Genomic DNA, 17,016 nt, shown 5'->3' with positions numbered 1-17,016 from the left:
GACAAGAAGGAACACAAGACATGACCGCCAACATCCGCAAGCTCGTCATCCAGGTCGACGAAACCCGCAAGGAAATGGGCAAGGACATTGCGCCCCCCACGCGCCGCGCGGTGGCCATTGCCGTAATCGAGAACCCCTATGCAGGCCGCTTCAGCGAAAACCTCGACGAGCTGATTGCCATCGGAGAAGAGCTTGGCGCGCTGCTCGGCCAAAAGGCCGTGAAGGCACTCGGCATCGAGCCCGGCCAGGCGCAGAGCTACGGCAAGGCCGCCATCGTTGGCGAGAACGGCGAACTCGAACACGCGGCCGCCATCCTGCATCCCAAGCTGGGCGCGCCGTTGCGCGTGGCAGTTGAAAAGGGCGCGGCGCTGGTGCCTTCCGCCAAGAAGCGCGGCACGCTGGGCACCGCCATCGACGTGCCGCTCGGCCATAAAGACGCCGCCTTCGTGCGCAGCCATTTCGACGCCGTCGAGGCCCGCGTGTCCGATGCGCCCCGCGCCAACGAGATCGTGGTGGCGGTGGCCGTTACCGACAGCGGCCGTCCGCTGCCCCGCATCGGCGGATTGCAGGCCAGTGAAATCAAGGGTGAAGACGGGCTTCGCTGAATCCCGCCGCGCAGGTCCTCCACATCCACCTCGTCCAGTTTTTTTCTCTCTCTCTTTCGATCCCAAGGAGTTTCCCCATGAACCCATTGCGTCACGTCTTCAGCGCCGCGGCAGTTGCCACACTGGCTACGGCCCTCGTTCCTGCCCATGCCCAGGGCGTGATCAAGATCGGCGAGGTCAACAGCTACAAGGCCCAGCCCGCCTTCCTGGAGCCCTACAAGAAGGGCATGGAACTCGCGGTGGAAGAAATCAACGCCAAGGGCGGCGTCAACGGGCGCAAGGTCGAGCTCATCACGCGCGATGACAACGCCAACCCCGGCGACGCCGTGCGCGTGGCCGAGGAACTGGTGGCACGCGAGAAGATCGACGTGCTCACCGGCACCTTCCTGTCGAACACCGGCCTGGCCGTGGCCGACTTTGCCAAGCAAAAGAAAATCTTCTTCCTGGCCGGCGAACCGCTCACCGACAAGATGACCTGGCAGGGCGGCAACGAGTACACCTTCCGCCTGCGCCCCGGCACCTACATGCAGGCCGCAATGCTGGTGCCCGAGGCGGCCAAGCTCAAGAAGAAGCGCTGGGCCGTGGTGTACCCCAACTACGAATACGGCCAGTCGGCCGTCGCCGCATTCAAGACGCTGCTCAAGGCTGCGCAGCCCGACGTGGAATTTGTTGCCGAACAGGCGCCGCCGCTCGGCAAGGTCGACGCGGGCGCAGTGGTGCAGGCGCTGGCCGACGCCAAGCCCGATGCGGTCTTCAATGTGCTGTTCGGCGCCGACCTTTCCAAGTTTGTGCGCGAAGGCAATACCCGCGGCCTCTTCAAGGACCGCACCGTGGTGAGCGTGCTGACCGGCGAGCCCGAGTACCTCGACCCGCTCAAGGACGAAACGCCCAACGGCTGGATCGTGACCGGCTACCCCTGGTACGGCATTCAGACGCCTGAGCACAAGGCCTTCTTCCTTGCGTACCACGGCAAGTACAAGGACTACCCGCGCCTGGGCTCGGTGGTTGGCTACACCATGATCAAGTCGGTGGCGGCCGGCATCGAAAAGGCCAAGAGCACCGAGACGCCCAAGCTCATTGCCGCCTTCAAGGGCCTGCAGGTCGACTCGCCCTTCGGCAAGATCAGCTATCGCGCCGAAGACCACCAGTCGACCATGGGCGCGTTCGTGGGCAAGACCAAGAACGAGAACGGCAAGGGCGTGATGGTCGACTACACGTACTTCGACGGCGCCAAGTTCCAGCCGACCGCCGCCGACGTGAAGAAATCGCGCGCTGCGGACTGAACTTTTCTTTTTCTCCCCGGAACGCTTGCACCCATGAGCCTCTCGTCCCTGCTGCTTCAGTTCCTGACCGGGCTGTCGTCGGCTTCGTCGCTGTTCCTCGTGGGGGCCGGCCTTTCATTGATCTTCGGCGTTACGCGCATCGTCAACTTTGCGCATGGCTCCTTCTTCATGGTGGGCATCTACCTTGCCTACACGCTGGTAGAAAAACTCGGCACGCTCGGCTTCTGGCCGGCCGTGCTGATAGCAGCCCTTGCGGTGGGCGTGATCGGTGCGCTGATCGAGATGGTGCTGCTGCGCCGCATCTACAAGTCGCCAGAGCTGTTTCAGCTGCTGGCCACCTTTGCACTGGTGCTCGTCATCAAGGACGCGGTGCTGTATTTTTGGGGGCCGGACGAACTGCTCGGCCCGCGCGCGCCAGGCCTGTCGGGCTCGGTCGAAATCCTGGGCCGGCAATTTCCGACCTACGACCTGTTCCTGATCGTCGTGGGCCCGGTGGTGCTGGGCCTCATGTGGCTGCTGCTCACGCGCACCCGTTGGGGCACGCTGGTGCGCGCCGCCACGCAAGACCGCGAAATGGTGAGCGCACTGGGCGTGAACCAGGCATGGCTGTTTACCGCGGTGTTTGCGCTTGGCGCCACGCTGGCGGCCCTCGGCGGTGCGCTGCAGCTGCCGCGCGAGCCGGCCACGCTGGCGATGGACCTCAACACGATTGGCGCCGCCTTCGTGGTGGTGGTGGTCGGTGGCATGGGATCGATTCCCGGCGCTTACGTGGCGGCGTTGCTGCTGTCGGAAATCAAGGCGGTCTGCATCTGGCTTGGCGTGGTCGACATCTTCGGCTACAGCGTGTCGTTCTCCAAGCTCACGCTGGTGGTCGACTTCATCGTAATGGCCATCGTGCTGGTGTGGCGCCCCTGGGGGCTGCTCGGCCGCCCGCAGGCGCCGAGCCGCTACGTAGGCATGCAGGAAGAACCGCTGCGCCGCGCGAGCAAGGGCTACCTGTGGCTTGTTGCCGCGCTGGGCGTGGCGCTGATGGCCATGCCGCTGCTCACCGCCGATTCGCCCTACACCACGGTGCTGATGATCGACCTGCTGATTGCGGCGCTCTTCGCGGCCAGCCTGCACTTCATCATGGGGCCCGCCGGCATGCATTCGTTCGGGCACGCGGCCTACTTTGGCCTGGGTGCCTATGGCGCCGCACTGCTGGTGCGCGCAAGCGGCATGCCGATGGAGCTTGCGCTCATCGTCGCGCCGCTGGTGGCGGCCATCGGCGCTTTCGTCTACGGCTGGTTCGCGGTGCGGCTCTCGGGCGTGTACCTTGCCATGCTCACTCTGGCCTTTGCGCAGATCACCTGGGCGGTGGTCTACCAGTGGGATTCGTTCACCGGCGGCAGCAACGGGCTCACCGGAGTCTGGCCTTCTGAGTGGTTGTCGGACAAACGCGTTTACTACTGGCTCACGCTGGTGCTCGTGGCAATCGGCATCTTGATGCTTCGCCGTGTGCTGTTTTCGCCGTTTGGCTATGCATTGCGCGCGGGGCGCGACTCGGTGCTTCGCGCCGATGCCATTGGTATCGATGTCAAGCGCATGCAGTGGACCGCCTTTGTGGTTGCGGGTACTGCTGCTGGCTTGGCGGGGGCGCTCTATGCGTTTTCGAAGGGCAGTATTTCGCCTGAAAGCCTGAGCGTGGACAAGTCGGTCGATGGGCTGGTGATGGTGCTGCTGGGGGGTATCCAGACCCTGGCGGGGCCGGTGGTGGGGGCCGTGACTTTCAGCTGGCTGCATGACACGGTGGCTCGCAATACGGATTACTGGCGGGCTACGCTGGGGGCGATCATCTTGCTGCTGGTGTTGCTGTTTCCGCAGGGGATTGCGGGGTTTGCAAAGCAGCTCAGTGAACGCTTGTTGCGGAGGAGTCGTCCGGAGGTGGATGTTGCTTTGGCGGAGAAGCGGACGTGAAAGGCGGTTGTCTTTCATCGTTCAGGGGGCTTCTTTTTTTCCGAGGCCGGGGTATCCGCCCGGCGGCGGACTCACTTTCTTTTGCTTCGCCAAAAGAAAGTAAGCAAAGAAAAGGCGACCCCACTGTCTGCGTCCCTTCGCTTCGCTACGGGCAACCTGCGGTGCTCGACTCCGGCGGGGGTCCGCAGAACTCGCTTCGCTCAAACAGCTGCGGCCCTGATCCCGCCTCCATCTGCGCTCCTCGGCGCATACAGAAGGGGTGGGAGCCGACAGGCCATCGCTTCGCTCGGCCTGCAATACCGACAGCCAACAACCCCCGTGGGCGCCGCGCGCCTGCGGGGGCTTGGTGGCCGAGCGAAGCAAAGGCCCGCTCGGTTTTCAAGCCCCTCTGTATGCGCCGAGGCGCCGGGGCGACACCTGGCCTCGGAAAGCAAGCACTCGACAGAGTTCAAAAAAGCCGCGAGCCCTCACTCCAACCCCTCCCAAAGAGCGAGGGAGTAAAGCCAAATGACCCTCCTCAAAGTAGACAACCTAGGCAAGTCCTTCGGCGGCGTCAAAGCCGTAGACGGCATCAGCTTCGAACTCAAGGCAGGCGAGCTGCTCGCCCTCATCGGACCGAACGGCGCCGGCAAGTCCACCACCTTCAACATGGTCAACGGCCAGCTCAAGGCCGACCAGGGCTCGATCGTTTTCGACGGCCATGAACTCGTGGGACAAAAGCCTCGCGCCATCTGGCGCCTGGGCGTTGGCCGCACGTTCCAGATCGCCGAGACCTTCGCATCGCTCACGGTGGTCGAAAACGTGCAGATGGCCATGCTGTCGCACGACGGCAAGCTGTTCTCGATGTGGCGCCGCGCAGCGGACCACAAGCGCGACGAAGCCATTGCGCTGCTCGACCAGGTCGGCATGAAGGCGCAGGCCGACCGGCCTTGCAGCGAGCTGGCCTACGGCGACGTGAAGCGCGTCGAGCTCGCAATTGCAATGGCCAATGCGCCCAAGCTGCTGCTCATGGACGAGCCCACGGCCGGCATGGCGCCCAAGGAACGCAACTCGTTGATGGCGCTTACCAAGGAACTGGTGGTCCAGCGGGGGCTGGCGGTGCTGTTCACCGAGCACAGCATGGACGTGGTGTTTGCATACGCCGACCGCATGATCGTGCTGGCGCGCGGCCGCCTCATTGCGCAGGGCAAGCCGCTCGAGATACGTGACCATCCGAAAGTACAAGAGGTTTACTTCGGCAGCGGCAAGACCTTCGAGAAGATTGCAGAAAAAGCCGCCGAAGTGAATGCGGCAATGGGAGCCGTTGCATGAGCACGCATGAAACACTGTTGAAGGCCAGCGCGCTTTGCGCCTGGTATGGCGCCGCGCAGATCCTGTACGACGTCGATCTCGAAGTGCGGCGCGGCGAGGTCGTCGCGCTCATGGGCCGCAACGGCGCGGGCAAGTCGACCACGCTCAAGACGCTTATCGGCATGCTCTCCAAGCGCAAGGGCAACATCGGCTTTCTGGGGCATGACATCTCCAGGAGCGAGCCTCACCACGCAGCAAAGCTCGGCCTTGGCTTTGTGCCTGAAGACCGCCGCGTGTTCACCGACCTCACGGTGATGGAAAACCTCGAAGTCGGCAAGCAGCCGCCGCGCCGCTGGGCCGACGGCACCGAGGCACCGCTGTGGACGCCCGAACGCCTGTTCAAGCTTTTTCCGAACCTCGGCGAAATGCCCAACCGGCCCGGCGGCCGCATGAGCGGTGGCGAGCAGCAGATGCTTACCGTGGCGCGCACGCTCATGGGCAATCCCTACCTGGTGCTGCTCGATGAGCCTTCGGAGGGCGTGGCGCCGGTCATCGTCGAGCAGATGGCCAACATGATCCTGGAGCTCAAGGCGCAGGGCGTGAGCATCCTGCTGTCGGAGCAGAACATGCATTTTGCCGAGCTGGTGTCCGACCGCGCCTATGTGCTCGAGAAGGGCCAGATCCGCTACCAGGCCACCATGGCAGAGCTTGCGGCCAACGAGGAAGTGCGCCGCGCTTACCTGAGCGTCTAGCCCGCGGCCGCCATCGGGTTTTCTTCTTTTTTTCATTAACCACCGGAGCACACCATGCACGACACGCAGCGTAGATACCTTCTCAAGTCCACTGCTGCATTGAGCTTGCTCGGTGCGGCCGGAACGCTGTTCGCAGCGTCGAAGATCAAGCCGAACGACAAGTCTGCGCTGATCGTCATCGACGTGCAGAACTGTTTTGTCGATGGCGGCACGTTGCCCGTGAAGGGCGGCGCCGAGGTGGTGCCGGTCATCAACAAGCTGGCCGAGTCGTTCGAGAACATCGTCGTCACGCAAGACTGGCACACGCAAGGCCACGCGTCTTTCGCGAGCGCGCATGCGGGCCAGAAGCCGTTCAGCAGCATCAAGCTCTCGTACGGCAACCAGGTGCTCTGGCCCGACCATTGCGTACAGGGCACCGACGACGCGGCCCTGCACAAAGACCTGAAGCTGCCGACCGCGCAGGTCATCGTCCGCAAGGGCTTCCACAAGGGCGTGGACAGTTACTCCGCCTTCGAAGAGGCCGACCGCAAGACCGCCACGGGCCTGGGCGGCTATCTCAAGCAGCGCGGCATCAAGACGGTCTACGTGGCCGGGCTGGCCACCGACTTCTGCGTGGCCTGGACCGCGCTCGACGCGCGCAAGGCGGGCTTCGAGGTGTATGTGATCGAAGACGCCACGCGCGCCATCGACCTCAACGGCTCGCTCGCAGCGGCATGGAAGCAAATGACCGCCAAGGGCGTCAAGCGCATCCAGTCCGCAGACATCCAGGTTGCCTGAACGCACATCGCGCCATCGCATTCCAGCACACCGCAACAACAACCAAAACAAACCGACGACGCATGAAGACTTCCATCTCGAGGCGCACCCTTGTGGCGGGCGGCGCAGCCCTGGCAATCGGACCCGGGCTGCTGCGCCCGGCACGAGCAGAAAACGGCGTAACCGACAGCGTCATCCGCATCGGCCAGTCGGCCGTCTTCAGCGGACCGGCCAAGGATTTCGGCATCGACTACCGCGCGGGCATCAAGCTCTACTTCGACCGCGTCAACAAGTCGGGAGGCGTCAACGGCCGCAAGCTCGAGCTGGTGACCTACGACGATGCCTATGACCCCGCCAAGACCGCCATCAACACGGCCAAGCTGATCGACGAGGACAAGGTCTTTGCGCTGGCGGGCTACGTGGCCACCGGCAACCTCGTGGCCGCAATGCCGCTCGCCGAGAAGGCCGGCGTGCCCATGTTCGCGCCGCTGGTGGGTACCAGCTCGTTCCGTGCCAAGGTCAACCGGTTGCTGTTTCATGTGCGCGCGGGCTACGACCTGGAGCTGCGCAAGATCATCAGCCACCTTTCCACCATCAGCCTTTCGTCGATTGCGGTGGTCTACCAGGACAGCGCTTTCGGCAAGTCGAACCTCGCCACCTGCGAGCAGCTTGCGGCCGACTACAAGGTGCAGGTCGTGAAGACGCTGCCGCTTGCCATCACCGCCGAAGATGCGAAGCAGGTGGTTGCCGGACTCGGCGAGGTGAAGCCCGGCGCGGTCTTGATGATCATGGCCGGGCGCATGGTCGAAGTGTTCATTCGCGACTACCGGGCAGGCGGCGGGGCTGCGCCGCTCTACACGCTGTCGGTTGGCATTACCGATGCGGCGGGTTCGGCCAAGCGGCTCGAGGGCAAGCTTGCCGGGCTGGTCACGGCCAGCATCGTGCCGCCGCCGGAGGCCGTGCGCGTGCCCATCGTGGCCGACTACCAGCGCGACCGAGCGGAGTTCGGCGAGAAGATCGACAGCTACACCACGCTCGAAGGCTATATCGCCTCGCGCGTGATGGTCGAGGGCCTGCGCCGCGGAGGCAAGACGCTCACACGAGACAGCTTCATTGCCGGGCTGGAGAGCATCGGCAGCACGCGCTTCGGCGATTTCCCGGTCGAATACAGCGCGAGGAACCACAACGGTTCGACGTTCGTCGACCTGGAGATGTACACCCGTGACGGCCACTTGCGGCGCTGAGCCGCTGCAACTGCAGGTCAACGGGCAGGCCTGTTCGCTTGCGGGCGTGCCTCGCGAGGCCACGCTGCTGCACCTGCTGCGCAACGACCTGGGCCTGAACGGGCCCAAGTACGGCTGCGGCCTGGGCCAGTGCGGTGCCTGCACGGTGCATGTCGACGGTGTGGCGGCACGCGCCTGCGTGATTCCCGCGCACGGCGTGGCAGGCCGCGCCGTCACCACGCTCGAGGGGCTGGGCACGCGTGGCCATTGGCACCCCGTGCAGGCCGCATTCGAAGACGCACAGGCTGCGCAGTGCGGCTATTGCCTGAACGGCATGGTGATGCAGGCTGCGGCGCTGCTTGCGCGCGATCCGCATGCGAGCGAGGCGCGGATTCGCAGTGAGTTGTCAGGCAACCTGTGCCGCTGCGGAACGCATATTGAAATTCTGGATGCGGTGCAGCGGGCTGCGCTGTGCATGCGTGCGGAGACAAACCGGTGAGCCGTTCAATGCGGGGGGCAGAAACCATGACTCGCCGCGCCGATCTTCCCCGAACACGCGCGGAGTTTCTCGCTGCCGACGGCGTACTGCTCGTGGTGCGCGAAACCCCACCCGCGCCCCCTCCCGCCAAGGGCCAGCCCACAGCCGTAGCCGGCAACCCCATCGAAGGCGACGAGATCCTCCTCGCGGTGTGGGACGACGGCAGCGCTTCGGCGCTCAACGGCCACGTCGATCTGGGCACCGGCATACAGACGGCGCTTGCACAGATCGTGGCGGAAGAGCTCGACCTGGGCATGCCCTGCGTGCGCATGATGCTCGGCGACACCGCGCGCGCGCCCAACCAGGGCGCGACCATCGCAAGCGCCTCGATCCAGATCCATTCGCAGCCGCTGCGGCTTGCGGCGGCGCAAGCGCGTGCATGGCTGCTTGCGCGCGCGGCGGAGCATCTGGGCACAGCCGCCGAAGCGCTGCAGGTTCGCAGCGGCGTGGTGCGCGTGACCGAAGCGCCCGATCGCCGCGTGACCTATGCGGACCTGCTGGCAGGGCAGCGAACCGTGCTGCGGCTCGACCCCGGCGCGCAGCCCAAGAGCCCGGCTGACTACCGCATCGTCGGCACGAGCCAGCCGCGCGTGGACATTCCGGCCAAGCTCGCTGGCGAGAGCGTGTTCGTGCACGACATGCGCGTGCCGGGCATGCTGCATGGCCGCGTGGTGCGCCCGCCATACGCCGGTGCGGACCATGGCGACTTCATCGGCAACACGCTCGAGTCGGTGGACGAGTCTTCCATTGCGCACATTCCCGGCATCCGCGCAGTGGTCGTGATTCGCGACTTCGTCGGTATCGTGGCCGAGCGCGAAGAGCACGCAGAGCAGGCATTGCGCGAACTGCGCGTGGCGTGGAAGCCCTGGCCCGGCATGCCGGACCTCTCGAACCTGGCGCAGGCCTTGCGCGACAACCCGTCGACGCAGCGCCTGCTGGTGGACGAAGGCGATGTCGACGGTGCCCTTGCCGCGGCCGCGCAGCCGATGCACCGCACCTATGTGTGGCCCTACCAGATGCACGCCTCCATCGGACCTTCGTGCGCGCTGGCCGACTGGCAGCCGCAGGACGGCAGCGGCACGCGGCTTCGTGTGTGGGCCGGTTCGCAAAATCCGCATGTGCTGCGCGCCGATCTCGCCAGGCTCATGGGCGTGGACGACGTGCAGGTCGACGTGGTTCGCATGGAAGCCGCGGGCTGCTACGGCCGCAACGGCGCTGACGACGTCGCGGCCGATGCGGCGCTGCTCGCGCGTGCAGTCGGCGCGCCGGTGCGCGTGCAGCTCACGCGCGAGCAGGAGCATGCCTGGGAGCCCAAGGGCGCCGCGCAACTCATGGAAGTGGATGGCGGCCTGATGGCCGACGGCCGCATTGCGGCCTACGACTTCGAGACCTCGTATCCATCGAACGGCGCACCCACGCTCGCGCTGCTTCTTACACGCACCATCGAGCCGGTGGCGCAGGCCTTCGAGATGGGCGACCGCACCGCGCGTCCGCCCTACGGCTACGACAACCTGCGCGTGAAGGTCAACGACATGGCGCCGATCGTGCGGGCCTCATGGCTGCGCGGCGTGTCGGCACTCCCGAGTTCCTTTGCGCACGAGTCGTACATTGACGAGCTCGCCACCGCGGCGGGCGTCGACCCGGTGCAGTTCCGCCTGCGCCACCTGACCGACCCGCGCGCCGTCGAGCTCGTGCAGGCCACTGCGCAGAAGGCCGGCTGGCGCATGCGCACCGGCCCGCAAGAAAACGCCGACGGCGGGCTTGGTGCGGGGGGCGACATTCTCTTCGGCCAGGGCTTTGCCTACGCACGCTACATCCACAGCAAGTGGCCCGGCTTCGGCGCCGCGTGGGCTGCATGGGTGGCCGATGTCGAGGTGAACCGCAAGACCGGCGAAGTGCACGTGCGCCGCGTGGTGGTGGGCCACGACGCGGGGCTGATGATCAACCCCGCAGGGGTCGAGCACCAGGTGCATGGCAACGTGATCCAGACCACCAGCCGCGCGTTGAAGGAAGAGGTGCAGTTTGCACCGCCGCAGCAGCAGCAGCAAGGCGCGGGCTCGAGCGGCGGCGCACAGTTGCCCGGCGTGCTGCCTTCCGGCGTGGTCGCAAGCCGCGAGTGGGGCAGCTACCCGATCATCAACTTCCGCGAAGTGCCGGTGATCGAAGTCATGCACATGCCGCGGCCCGGCGAGCCTTCGCTGGGCGCGGGCGAATCGTCTTCCGTGCCGGGCACTGCGGCCATTGCGAATGCGATTTTCGATGCGACGGGGGTGAGGTTTCGCGAGCCGCCGTTCACGCCGGAGAAGGTGCTGGCTGCGTTGAATCGGGAGTTTCTCCCTCCCCCTCTGGGGGAGGGCGGGGGTGGGGGCGAGCGGCGTTCGAATGGTGACGCTGCCGTGCCCCCATCCCAACCTTCCCCCGACGGGGGAAGGAGCAATACAGCCTGGCCGCGGCGCAAGGGCGTTCTTGCCACCGGCGCCGCCCTCTTCATCGGCGGCATCGGCCTCATTGCCGGCCTGCTCGGCTGGCGCTCCACCATCGCTCCTGTTTCGCTGAGCGCTCCCGTCTACAGCGAAGCCACCATCGAACGCGGACGCGTGCTCGCCGCGCTCGGCGATTGCGCCGTGTGCCACACCGCGCCTGGCGGCGTGCCCAATGCGGGTGGCCGTGCCATGGAAACGCCGTTCGGCACGCTCTACACCACCAACCTCACGCCCGATGCCGACACTGGCCTGGGCCGCTGGTCGTTCAGTGCATTCCAGCGCGCGATGCACGAAGGCGTTTCGCGCGACGGCCACCACCTGTACCCGGCCTTTCCGTACACGGCATTCGCCAAGACGAGCGATGACGACCTGCAGGCGCTTTATGCGTACTTCATGTCCATGCCCGCGGTGCGCGCCGAAACGCCGAAAGCCGAGCTGAAGTTTCCGTTCAGCATGCGGCCGTTGATGGCCGGCTGGAACGCGCTCTTTCATGACCCGGCACCGCTGCAGCCGGTGGCCACGCAAAGCGCGGAGTGGAACCGCGGCGCCTACCTGGTCAACGGCCTCGGCCACTGCGGCGCTTGCCACACCCCGCGCAATGCGCTCGGGGCGGAGCAGGGCGGCAGTGCGTTTCTTTCGGGCGCAATGATCGACGGCTGGGAAGCGCCCGCGCTCACCGGCCTTTCAAGAGCGGCCGTGCCGTGGGACGCCGACGAGCTCTACCGCTACCTGCGCCAGGGCCACACGCAGCGCCACGGCATTGCGGGCGGCCCCATGGCCGAGGTCGTGCGCGAGCTGGCGCAAGTGCCCGATGCCGACGTGCGCGCCATGGCCACCTACCTCGCTTCTTTCAACCCCGCGCCCGTGGCGCAGCCGCAAGCCGTGGCGCAGCAGGTTGTCGACACCGCCGCGCGCACGCAGGGCCAATTGCTCGGCCCCGCGCAGCGCATGTTCGACAGTGCCTGCGCGTCATGCCACCACGACGGCGACGGGCCCACGCTGCTCGGCGTGAACACGCCGCTTGCGCTGAACAGCAACCTCACAAGTGCACGGCCGGACAACTTGCTGCGCACCATTCTCGATGGCGTGCGCGATCCTGCGAGCCGCGACATCGGCTTCATGCCGGCGTTTCGCGAAGCGCTCGACGACCGGCAGATTGCCGAACTCGCCGGCTACATGCGCGCACGCTTCGCGCCGCAGGAGCCGGCATGGACCGACCTGCAGGCGCAGGTGGCACGCGTGCGGGCCGCGTCGGGGCAAACAGGCCGGTGACGCGCCGCCAGGACGCGCGTCAAGCCATCCTCAGCGTGCCGATGCCGCTTCGGCAATCACCTTCGTCACCGCATCGGGGTGCGACGTCATCACCACATGCGAAGCGCCCTTGACCACGACGGTCTTCACTGACTTGGCACGCTCGGCCATGAAAGCCATTGCCGCGGGCGGAATGTTCTTGTCGGCGCTGCCGTAGACAGACCACGAAGGCACCGACTTCCACGCCGGTGCCTCGGAAGGCTCGTTCAGTGCCGCCTCGGCAATGGGACGCTGCCCCACGGCCATCAGGCGTGCCTTGCCGAGCGGCACGTCGGCCGCGAACTGCGCGGGAAACTTGTCCTGCTGGATGTACAGGTCCTTGCCGCCGTCGGCAAACGGCACCGGCGGCGCGAGCGTCGGCCCGAGCGTGCTGCCCGGAAACTTTCCGGTGAGTCCGAGCGCCGTCTCGCCCGCATCGGGCGCGAAGGCCGCCACAAAGACCAGCGCCTTCACATTGGCCTTCCCGCTTGCGGCCGCCGAGATGACCGAGCCGCCATATGAATGGCCGACAAGAACGACGGGCCCCTTGATTGAATCGACGACGCTGGCGACTGCCGCGGCATCGAACTTGGGCCCGCGCAACGGATTTGCAGCGGCGATGACCGGGTAGTGCCGCGCCTGCAGGCCGCGCACCACGCCGTCCCAGCTGGATGAATCGGCGAAGGCCCCATGCACCAGAACCACCGTGGGCTTTGCCTGCTGCGGCGCATCCGCAGCCGGCTGCGCAACGGACTGAAGCGGCGCGAGTGCGGCCAGGCCTGCTGCGCCGGCGATCAGGGCCATGCCGATGCGGCGGGAGAACTTTGTCATGACGATTTTTTCCTTGTTCGACGTTTGAATAAAAGGCCGGCTGGACAGCCGACCGTGTCGAGTCTAGGAGCGCATGCGGCCCGCCAGGCGTTCTCTGTATGCCTGTGTGTCCACGGAGGGGTTTGCGACATTACCTTTCGAACGAGTGGCGCATCGCTCCTCGCCCCGTTGCCGCGGTTTGAAATTTATTGTTGGCAAAACCGGCGCAGATACACAGGCATACGAAAGCCACTCGCACCGCGAGCTCCGCGCAGAACAATCGCTTCCATCAGTTGGGAGATGTGCATCGATCCGGCTGACAAAACCTCTTCCAGATTGCCATCACCTATTCCTGAAAGGAATTTCAAATGACCGCTTCGCTCCAGTTGCCCCGCCGCTCTTTTCTTGCCAAGGCCGCATTCGGCATGGCCGCCGTTCAGCTGACTTCGATGGTGCCCGCCTTCGCTCAGTCCGCAGGCGCAGGCAGCGCCCGGCGGCTCGAGCCGCTCAAGAGCATCGAAGCCGGCAGCCTCGACATCGGCTACTACGAAGCCGGCCCCGCCAACGGAGCGCCGGTCATCCTGCTGCACGGCTGGCCGTACGACATTCACATGTTCGTCGACGTCGCACCGCAGCTTGCCGCCGCGGGCTTCCGCGTGATCGTGCCGTATCTGCGTGGCTATGGCACCACGCGCTTTCTTTCGGCGGACACACCGCGCAACGGACAGCAGTCGGTCGTTGCCGTCGACATCATCGCGCTGATGGACGCCCTGAAGATCAAGACCGCCACCGTGGCCGGCTGCGACTGGGGCGCGCGCACCGCATGCATCATGGCCGCACTCTGGCCGGAGCGCGTGAAGGCGCTGGTGTCGGTGAGCGGTTATCTCATCGGCAGCCAGGCGGCCGGCAAGAACCCGCTGCCGCCCGAGGCCGAGCTGCAATGGTGGTACCAGTACTACTTTGCAACCGAGCGCGGCCGCGCCGGCTATGAGAAGAACCGCCATGATTTCGCCAAGCTCATCTGGCAGATCGCGTCGCCCAAGTGGAACTTCGATGCAGCCACGTTCGAGCGAAGCGCCGTGGCATTCGAGAACCCCGACCACGTGGCCATCACCGTTCACAACTATCGCTGGCGCCTTGGCCTGGCAGACGGCGAAGCGAAGTACCAGGCGCTCGAGGACAGGCTGGCCAAGGCACCGGTGATCGCCGTGCCGACCATCACGCTCGAAGGCGATGCCAATGGCGCACCGCATCCGCAGCCCAGCGCCTATGCAAGCAAGTTCTCCGGCCGCTACGAGCACCGGCTGGTCAGCGGCGGCATTGGCCACAACCTGCCGCAGGAAGCGCCCGAAGCCTTTGCCAAGGCCGTCATCGACGTGGCTCGTGGATAAGGGACTGGCGCCATGTGGAGCATCGACCAGGCGTACATCGATGGCGCTTTCGTGCCCGTGCAGGGCAGCGAGCGCCTGGAGATTGCCAACCCCTCGACCGAGCAGATCATCGGTACGGTAACGCTGGCCAACCGCGACGACGCCAGGCGTGCAATTGCCGCGGCGATCCGCGCGCAGCCGGCGCTTGCGGCCAGCACCAAGGCGCAGCGCATCGAAATGCTCAGGCAGCTCGAAGCCGCCGTGCTGGCGCGCACAGACCAGATCCGCGATGCCACCATCGAGGAGTACGGTGGACCGCTGGCCCGTTCCCAATGGGTGAGCAACTACGCGTCGCAGTGCTTTGCCACCACGGCGCAGGCGCTGCGCGGCTACGCCTTCGAGCGCCGCCTGGGCGAGGCCACCGTGGTGATGGGGCCAGTCGGCGTTGCCGGCCTGATCGCGCCCTGGAACGCCGCCGCCGGAAGCATCTGCAGCAAGCTGGCTTCGGCCATTGCCGCAGGCTGCGCCTCGGTCATCAAGCCCAGCGAACTTGGGCCTCTGCAGGCGCAGGTCGTCGCCGAGGCTCTGCACGACGCAGGCTTGCCGGCAGGCGTTTTCAACGTGCTGCTCGGGCGCGGCAACGACGTGGGCGACGAGATTTCCACCAGCCCGGGCATCGCGAAGATTTCGTTCACCGGCTCCACGCAGACCGGAAAGCTCATTGCGCGCGCGGGCGTGGACACCATGAAGCGCGTGAGCCTCGCGCTATCGGGCAAGTCGGCCACCGTGGTGCTCGACGATGCACACCTTGCGACAGTGGTGCCCATGGCGCTGAACGCCGCCTTCATGAACAACGGGCAGGCCTGCGTGGCCGGCACCCGCCTCCTGATTCCGCATGTGCACATGGCCGAGGCCAAGGAACACCTGCAAGCGGCTGTGGCCACCATGCGCGTGGGCGACCCGCGCGACCCTGCCACCACCATTGGGCCGCTCGCGAGCAAAGCTCAGTTCGAGCGGGTGCAGCACTTCATCCGCCGTGGACTGGAGCAGGGCGCAACACTGCTGGCCGGCGGCGAAGGTCGTCCGAACGGTTTCGAAAAAGGCTGGTTCGTGCGGCCCACCGTGTTTGCCGATGTTCGCAACGACATGGACATTGCGCGCGAGGAAATCTTCGGGCCGGTGCTTTCGGTGATCGGCTATGGCGACGACGACGAAGCCATCGCCATCGCGAACGACTCCGCCTATGGCTTGCAGGCCTATGTCTTCTCGTCGCATGCGGAGCGCGCTCTGCGCGTGGCTTCGCAACTGCGCGCCGGCACGGTGCTGGTCAACCGCATCGCGCCCGAGCTGAGTGCTCCGTTCGGCGGCGTCAAGCAGTCGGGCATCGGCAGGGAGTTCGGCGTCTTTGGAATGGAAGCCTTCATGGAGCCCAGGACCATTGCTGCAGCGATCTGAAGCATGGCTTGTTACAAATGTCACGACCAGAAAGGACAAACCGGCGATTGACGCGGATTTTGTAACGCCTAGTCTCTGCTTGCAGGCCCCATAACAACCGGAGACAACCATGATTCCCAAGCTGCGCAATCCTCGCGTTGGCCAGCATGCTGCGTCCGGCCTTATCCGGCAGGATGAAGAGGGGGCTTGGGAACAACTCAACGAGCAGCCTTTCGCGTTTCGGCACGGCCTTGCCGACCATCCCCTCTTGTCGATAGAGCGCCTGGCGCGCCTTTCAGAGCGCGCATTCGACGGCGACCACTACAAGCGCTACTTCAAGGCCTGCGACTTGAAGTTGCCGCGCGACACGCTCAGGGCCCGGTTCCGCGAAGACATCGAGCAGATCCGCGAGAACGGCAAGTGGATGGCGCTGCATTACATCGACGAGATGGATCCCGAATACGGTGACCTCTTCGACCTGCTGTTGGCCGACGTCGAGGAAATCACCCGCCGGCCTGTGCGCAGCCAGATGACATGGGGCAGCCTGTCGGTGTTTCTCAGTGCGCCGTGCCTGGCAGTGCCGTATCACTTCGACCACGAAACCAACTTTCTCATGCAGGTGCAGGGCGAGAAGGACTTGTGGCTCTATCCGCGCGAGTTCGGCACGCTGACGGCCTCCGAGATTGAAGACTTTTATCGCCACAACCCCGTGGCCGGCATCTATCGCGACGAGCTTGCGGACGCCTGCAGCGTCTGGAGACTCAAGCCTGGCGTCGGCGTGCATCATCCGCCTCTTGCACCGCACCGCATCCTGAACGACAAGAATGTGTCGGTGAGCCTGGCGCTCTATTACGCAATGCCCGAAATGGAGGAGCGCGGGCACGTTTACCAGGTGAACTACTGCATGCGCAAGCTGGGCTTGCATCCGCGCGCGCCGGGCGAATCGCCGCTCTCGGATGGCATGAAGATCAAGTTCATGCGCGCGCTCTCGACCTCAAACCCCCGCACGCACGACGAGTTGCTTTATTCCGGCGTTTCGCGGCTTGCGGCGCCGTTTCGATGGGCCAAGCAGCTGCGGCAGGGGCGCGCATAGCGGGGTGGGCCGATTGCGCCGTGCCTACTCGATAGCGACGTTGCTGTTGATGACGAACGAATGAACATCTCGAGGAACTGGAGTGCGATCATTCGACGCTACTTACTGAGCAGCGACGCAATCACCAGACCAT

Annotated in this window: 13 protein-coding genes; 12 read left to right on the top strand and 1 reads right to left on the bottom strand. The window is 65.4% G+C overall.

The window, feature by feature from the left end; translation table 11 throughout:
• Positions 1-20: 20 nt before the first annotated feature.
• The 9 genes from J2X67_RS19835 to J2X67_RS19795 all read left to right on the top strand — a co-directional run bounded on the left by J2X67_RS19835 (position 21) and on the right by J2X67_RS19795 (position 12,158).
• Entirely contained in the window at positions 21-605 is a 585-nt protein-coding gene (locus tag J2X67_RS19835) for an amino acid synthesis family protein (RefSeq protein ID WP_309955683.1), read from the top strand.
• A 77-nt stretch (positions 606-682) separates the two neighbouring features.
• A complete protein-coding gene (locus tag J2X67_RS19830) occupies positions 683-1,888 on the top strand; it encodes an ABC transporter substrate-binding protein (RefSeq protein ID WP_309955681.1) in 1,206 nt (401 codons plus the stop codon).
• A gap of 33 nt (positions 1,889-1,921) precedes the next feature.
• Positions 1,922-3,844, top strand: coding sequence for an ABC transporter permease (locus J2X67_RS19825; protein ID WP_309955679.1), 1,923 nt, complete (start codon positions 1,922-1,924; stop codon positions 3,842-3,844).
• A 507-nt stretch (positions 3,845-4,351) separates the two neighbouring features.
• Positions 4,352-5,155 (top strand): ABC transporter ATP-binding protein, encoded by an 804-nt coding sequence (locus J2X67_RS19820; RefSeq protein WP_309955677.1) that lies wholly within the window; start codon positions 4,352-4,354, stop codon positions 5,153-5,155.
• Complete coding sequence (locus tag J2X67_RS19815; RefSeq protein ID WP_309955675.1) at positions 5,152-5,886, top strand: ABC transporter ATP-binding protein; 735 nt, start codon at positions 5,152-5,154, stop codon at positions 5,884-5,886. The genes J2X67_RS19820 and J2X67_RS19815 overlap by 4 nt, the downstream gene beginning before the upstream one ends.
• 54 nt (positions 5,887-5,940) lie before the next feature.
• A complete protein-coding gene (gene pncA, locus J2X67_RS19810) occupies positions 5,941-6,663 on the top strand; it encodes a bifunctional nicotinamidase/pyrazinamidase (RefSeq protein WP_309955673.1) in 723 nt (240 codons plus the stop codon).
• Between the two features lie 62 nt (positions 6,664-6,725).
• Positions 6,726-7,886, top strand: coding sequence for an ABC transporter substrate-binding protein (locus J2X67_RS19805; protein WP_309955671.1), 1,161 nt, complete (start codon positions 6,726-6,728; stop codon positions 7,884-7,886).
• A complete protein-coding gene (locus tag J2X67_RS19800) occupies positions 7,864-8,364 on the top strand; it encodes a 2Fe-2S iron-sulfur cluster-binding protein (RefSeq protein WP_309955669.1) in 501 nt (166 codons plus the stop codon). Before J2X67_RS19805 ends, J2X67_RS19800 begins: the two co-directional genes overlap by 23 nt.
• A 26-nt stretch (positions 8,365-8,390) precedes the next feature.
• Positions 8,391-12,158 carry a molybdopterin cofactor-binding domain-containing protein gene (locus J2X67_RS19795; protein WP_309955667.1) on the top strand — a complete coding sequence of 1,256 codons (3,768 nt, stop codon included), beginning with the start codon at positions 8,391-8,393 and terminating at the stop codon, positions 12,156-12,158.
• A gap of 30 nt (positions 12,159-12,188) precedes the next feature.
• Here J2X67_RS19795 and J2X67_RS19790 read toward each other — a convergent pair whose 3' ends face one another.
• On the bottom strand, positions 12,189-13,007 hold the full coding sequence (locus tag J2X67_RS19790; RefSeq protein WP_309955665.1) for an alpha/beta hydrolase: 819 nt from the start codon (positions 13,005-13,007) through the stop codon (positions 12,189-12,191).
• 347 nt (positions 13,008-13,354) lie between these two features.
• On the opposite strand from J2X67_RS19790, the gene J2X67_RS19785 reads away from it, so the two are divergent.
• The 3 genes from J2X67_RS19785 (at position 13,355) to J2X67_RS19775 (ending at position 16,883) form a co-directional block, all read left to right on the top strand.
• Complete coding sequence (locus tag J2X67_RS19785; protein ID WP_309955663.1) at positions 13,355-14,377, top strand: alpha/beta hydrolase; 1,023 nt, start codon at positions 13,355-13,357, stop codon at positions 14,375-14,377.
• Between the two features lie 12 nt (positions 14,378-14,389).
• Complete coding sequence (locus J2X67_RS19780; RefSeq protein WP_309955662.1) at positions 14,390-15,811, top strand: aldehyde dehydrogenase family protein; 1,422 nt, start codon at positions 14,390-14,392, stop codon at positions 15,809-15,811.
• Positions 15,812-15,920: 109 nt separating this feature from the next.
• Positions 15,921-16,883: a hypothetical protein gene (locus tag J2X67_RS19775; RefSeq protein ID WP_309955660.1), complete on the top strand. Its 963-nt coding sequence runs from the start codon at positions 15,921-15,923 to the stop codon at positions 16,881-16,883.
• Positions 16,884-17,016: the final 133 nt, after the last annotated feature.

Origin of the sequence: Variovorax sp. 3319 (assembly GCF_031456585.1) — a bacterium.
Lineage (GTDB): Bacteria > Pseudomonadota > Gammaproteobacteria > Burkholderiales > Burkholderiaceae_C > Variovorax > Variovorax paradoxus_P.
Note: the sequence above shows the minus strand (reverse complement) of the source record. Positions and strands in the feature narration are given on the sequence as shown.

Bases quoted from the DNA above. Each gene is read 5' to 3' on its own strand.
- J2X67_RS19815 (WP_309955675.1), top strand. From the start codon at position 5,152: ATGAGCACGCATGAAACACTGTTGAAGGCCAGCGCGCTTTGCGCCTGG.
- J2X67_RS19830 (WP_309955681.1), top strand. From the start codon at position 683: ATGAACCCATTGCGTCACGTCTTCAGCGCCGCGGCAGTTGCCACACTG.
- J2X67_RS19820 (WP_309955677.1), top strand. From the start codon at position 4,352: ATGACCCTCCTCAAAGTAGACAACCTAGGCAAGTCCTTCGGCGGCGTC.
- J2X67_RS19835 (WP_309955683.1), top strand. From the start codon at position 21: ATGACCGCCAACATCCGCAAGCTCGTCATCCAGGTCGACGAAACCCGC.
- J2X67_RS19775 (WP_309955660.1), top strand. From the start codon at position 15,921: ATGATTCCCAAGCTGCGCAATCCTCGCGTTGGCCAGCATGCTGCGTCC.
- J2X67_RS19825 (WP_309955679.1), top strand. From the start codon at position 1,922: ATGAGCCTCTCGTCCCTGCTGCTTCAGTTCCTGACCGGGCTGTCGTCG.
- J2X67_RS19805 (WP_309955671.1), top strand. From the start codon at position 6,726: ATGAAGACTTCCATCTCGAGGCGCACCCTTGTGGCGGGCGGCGCAGCC.
- J2X67_RS19785 (WP_309955663.1), top strand. From the start codon at position 13,355: ATGACCGCTTCGCTCCAGTTGCCCCGCCGCTCTTTTCTTGCCAAGGCC.
- J2X67_RS19780 (WP_309955662.1), top strand. From the start codon at position 14,390: ATGTGGAGCATCGACCAGGCGTACATCGATGGCGCTTTCGTGCCCGTG.
- pncA (WP_309955673.1), top strand. From the start codon at position 5,941: ATGCACGACACGCAGCGTAGATACCTTCTCAAGTCCACTGCTGCATTG.
- J2X67_RS19795 (WP_309955667.1), top strand. From the start codon at position 8,391: ATGACTCGCCGCGCCGATCTTCCCCGAACACGCGCGGAGTTTCTCGCT.
- J2X67_RS19790 (WP_309955665.1), bottom strand. From the start codon at position 13,007: ATGACAAAGTTCTCCCGCCGCATCGGCATGGCCCTGATCGCCGGCGCA.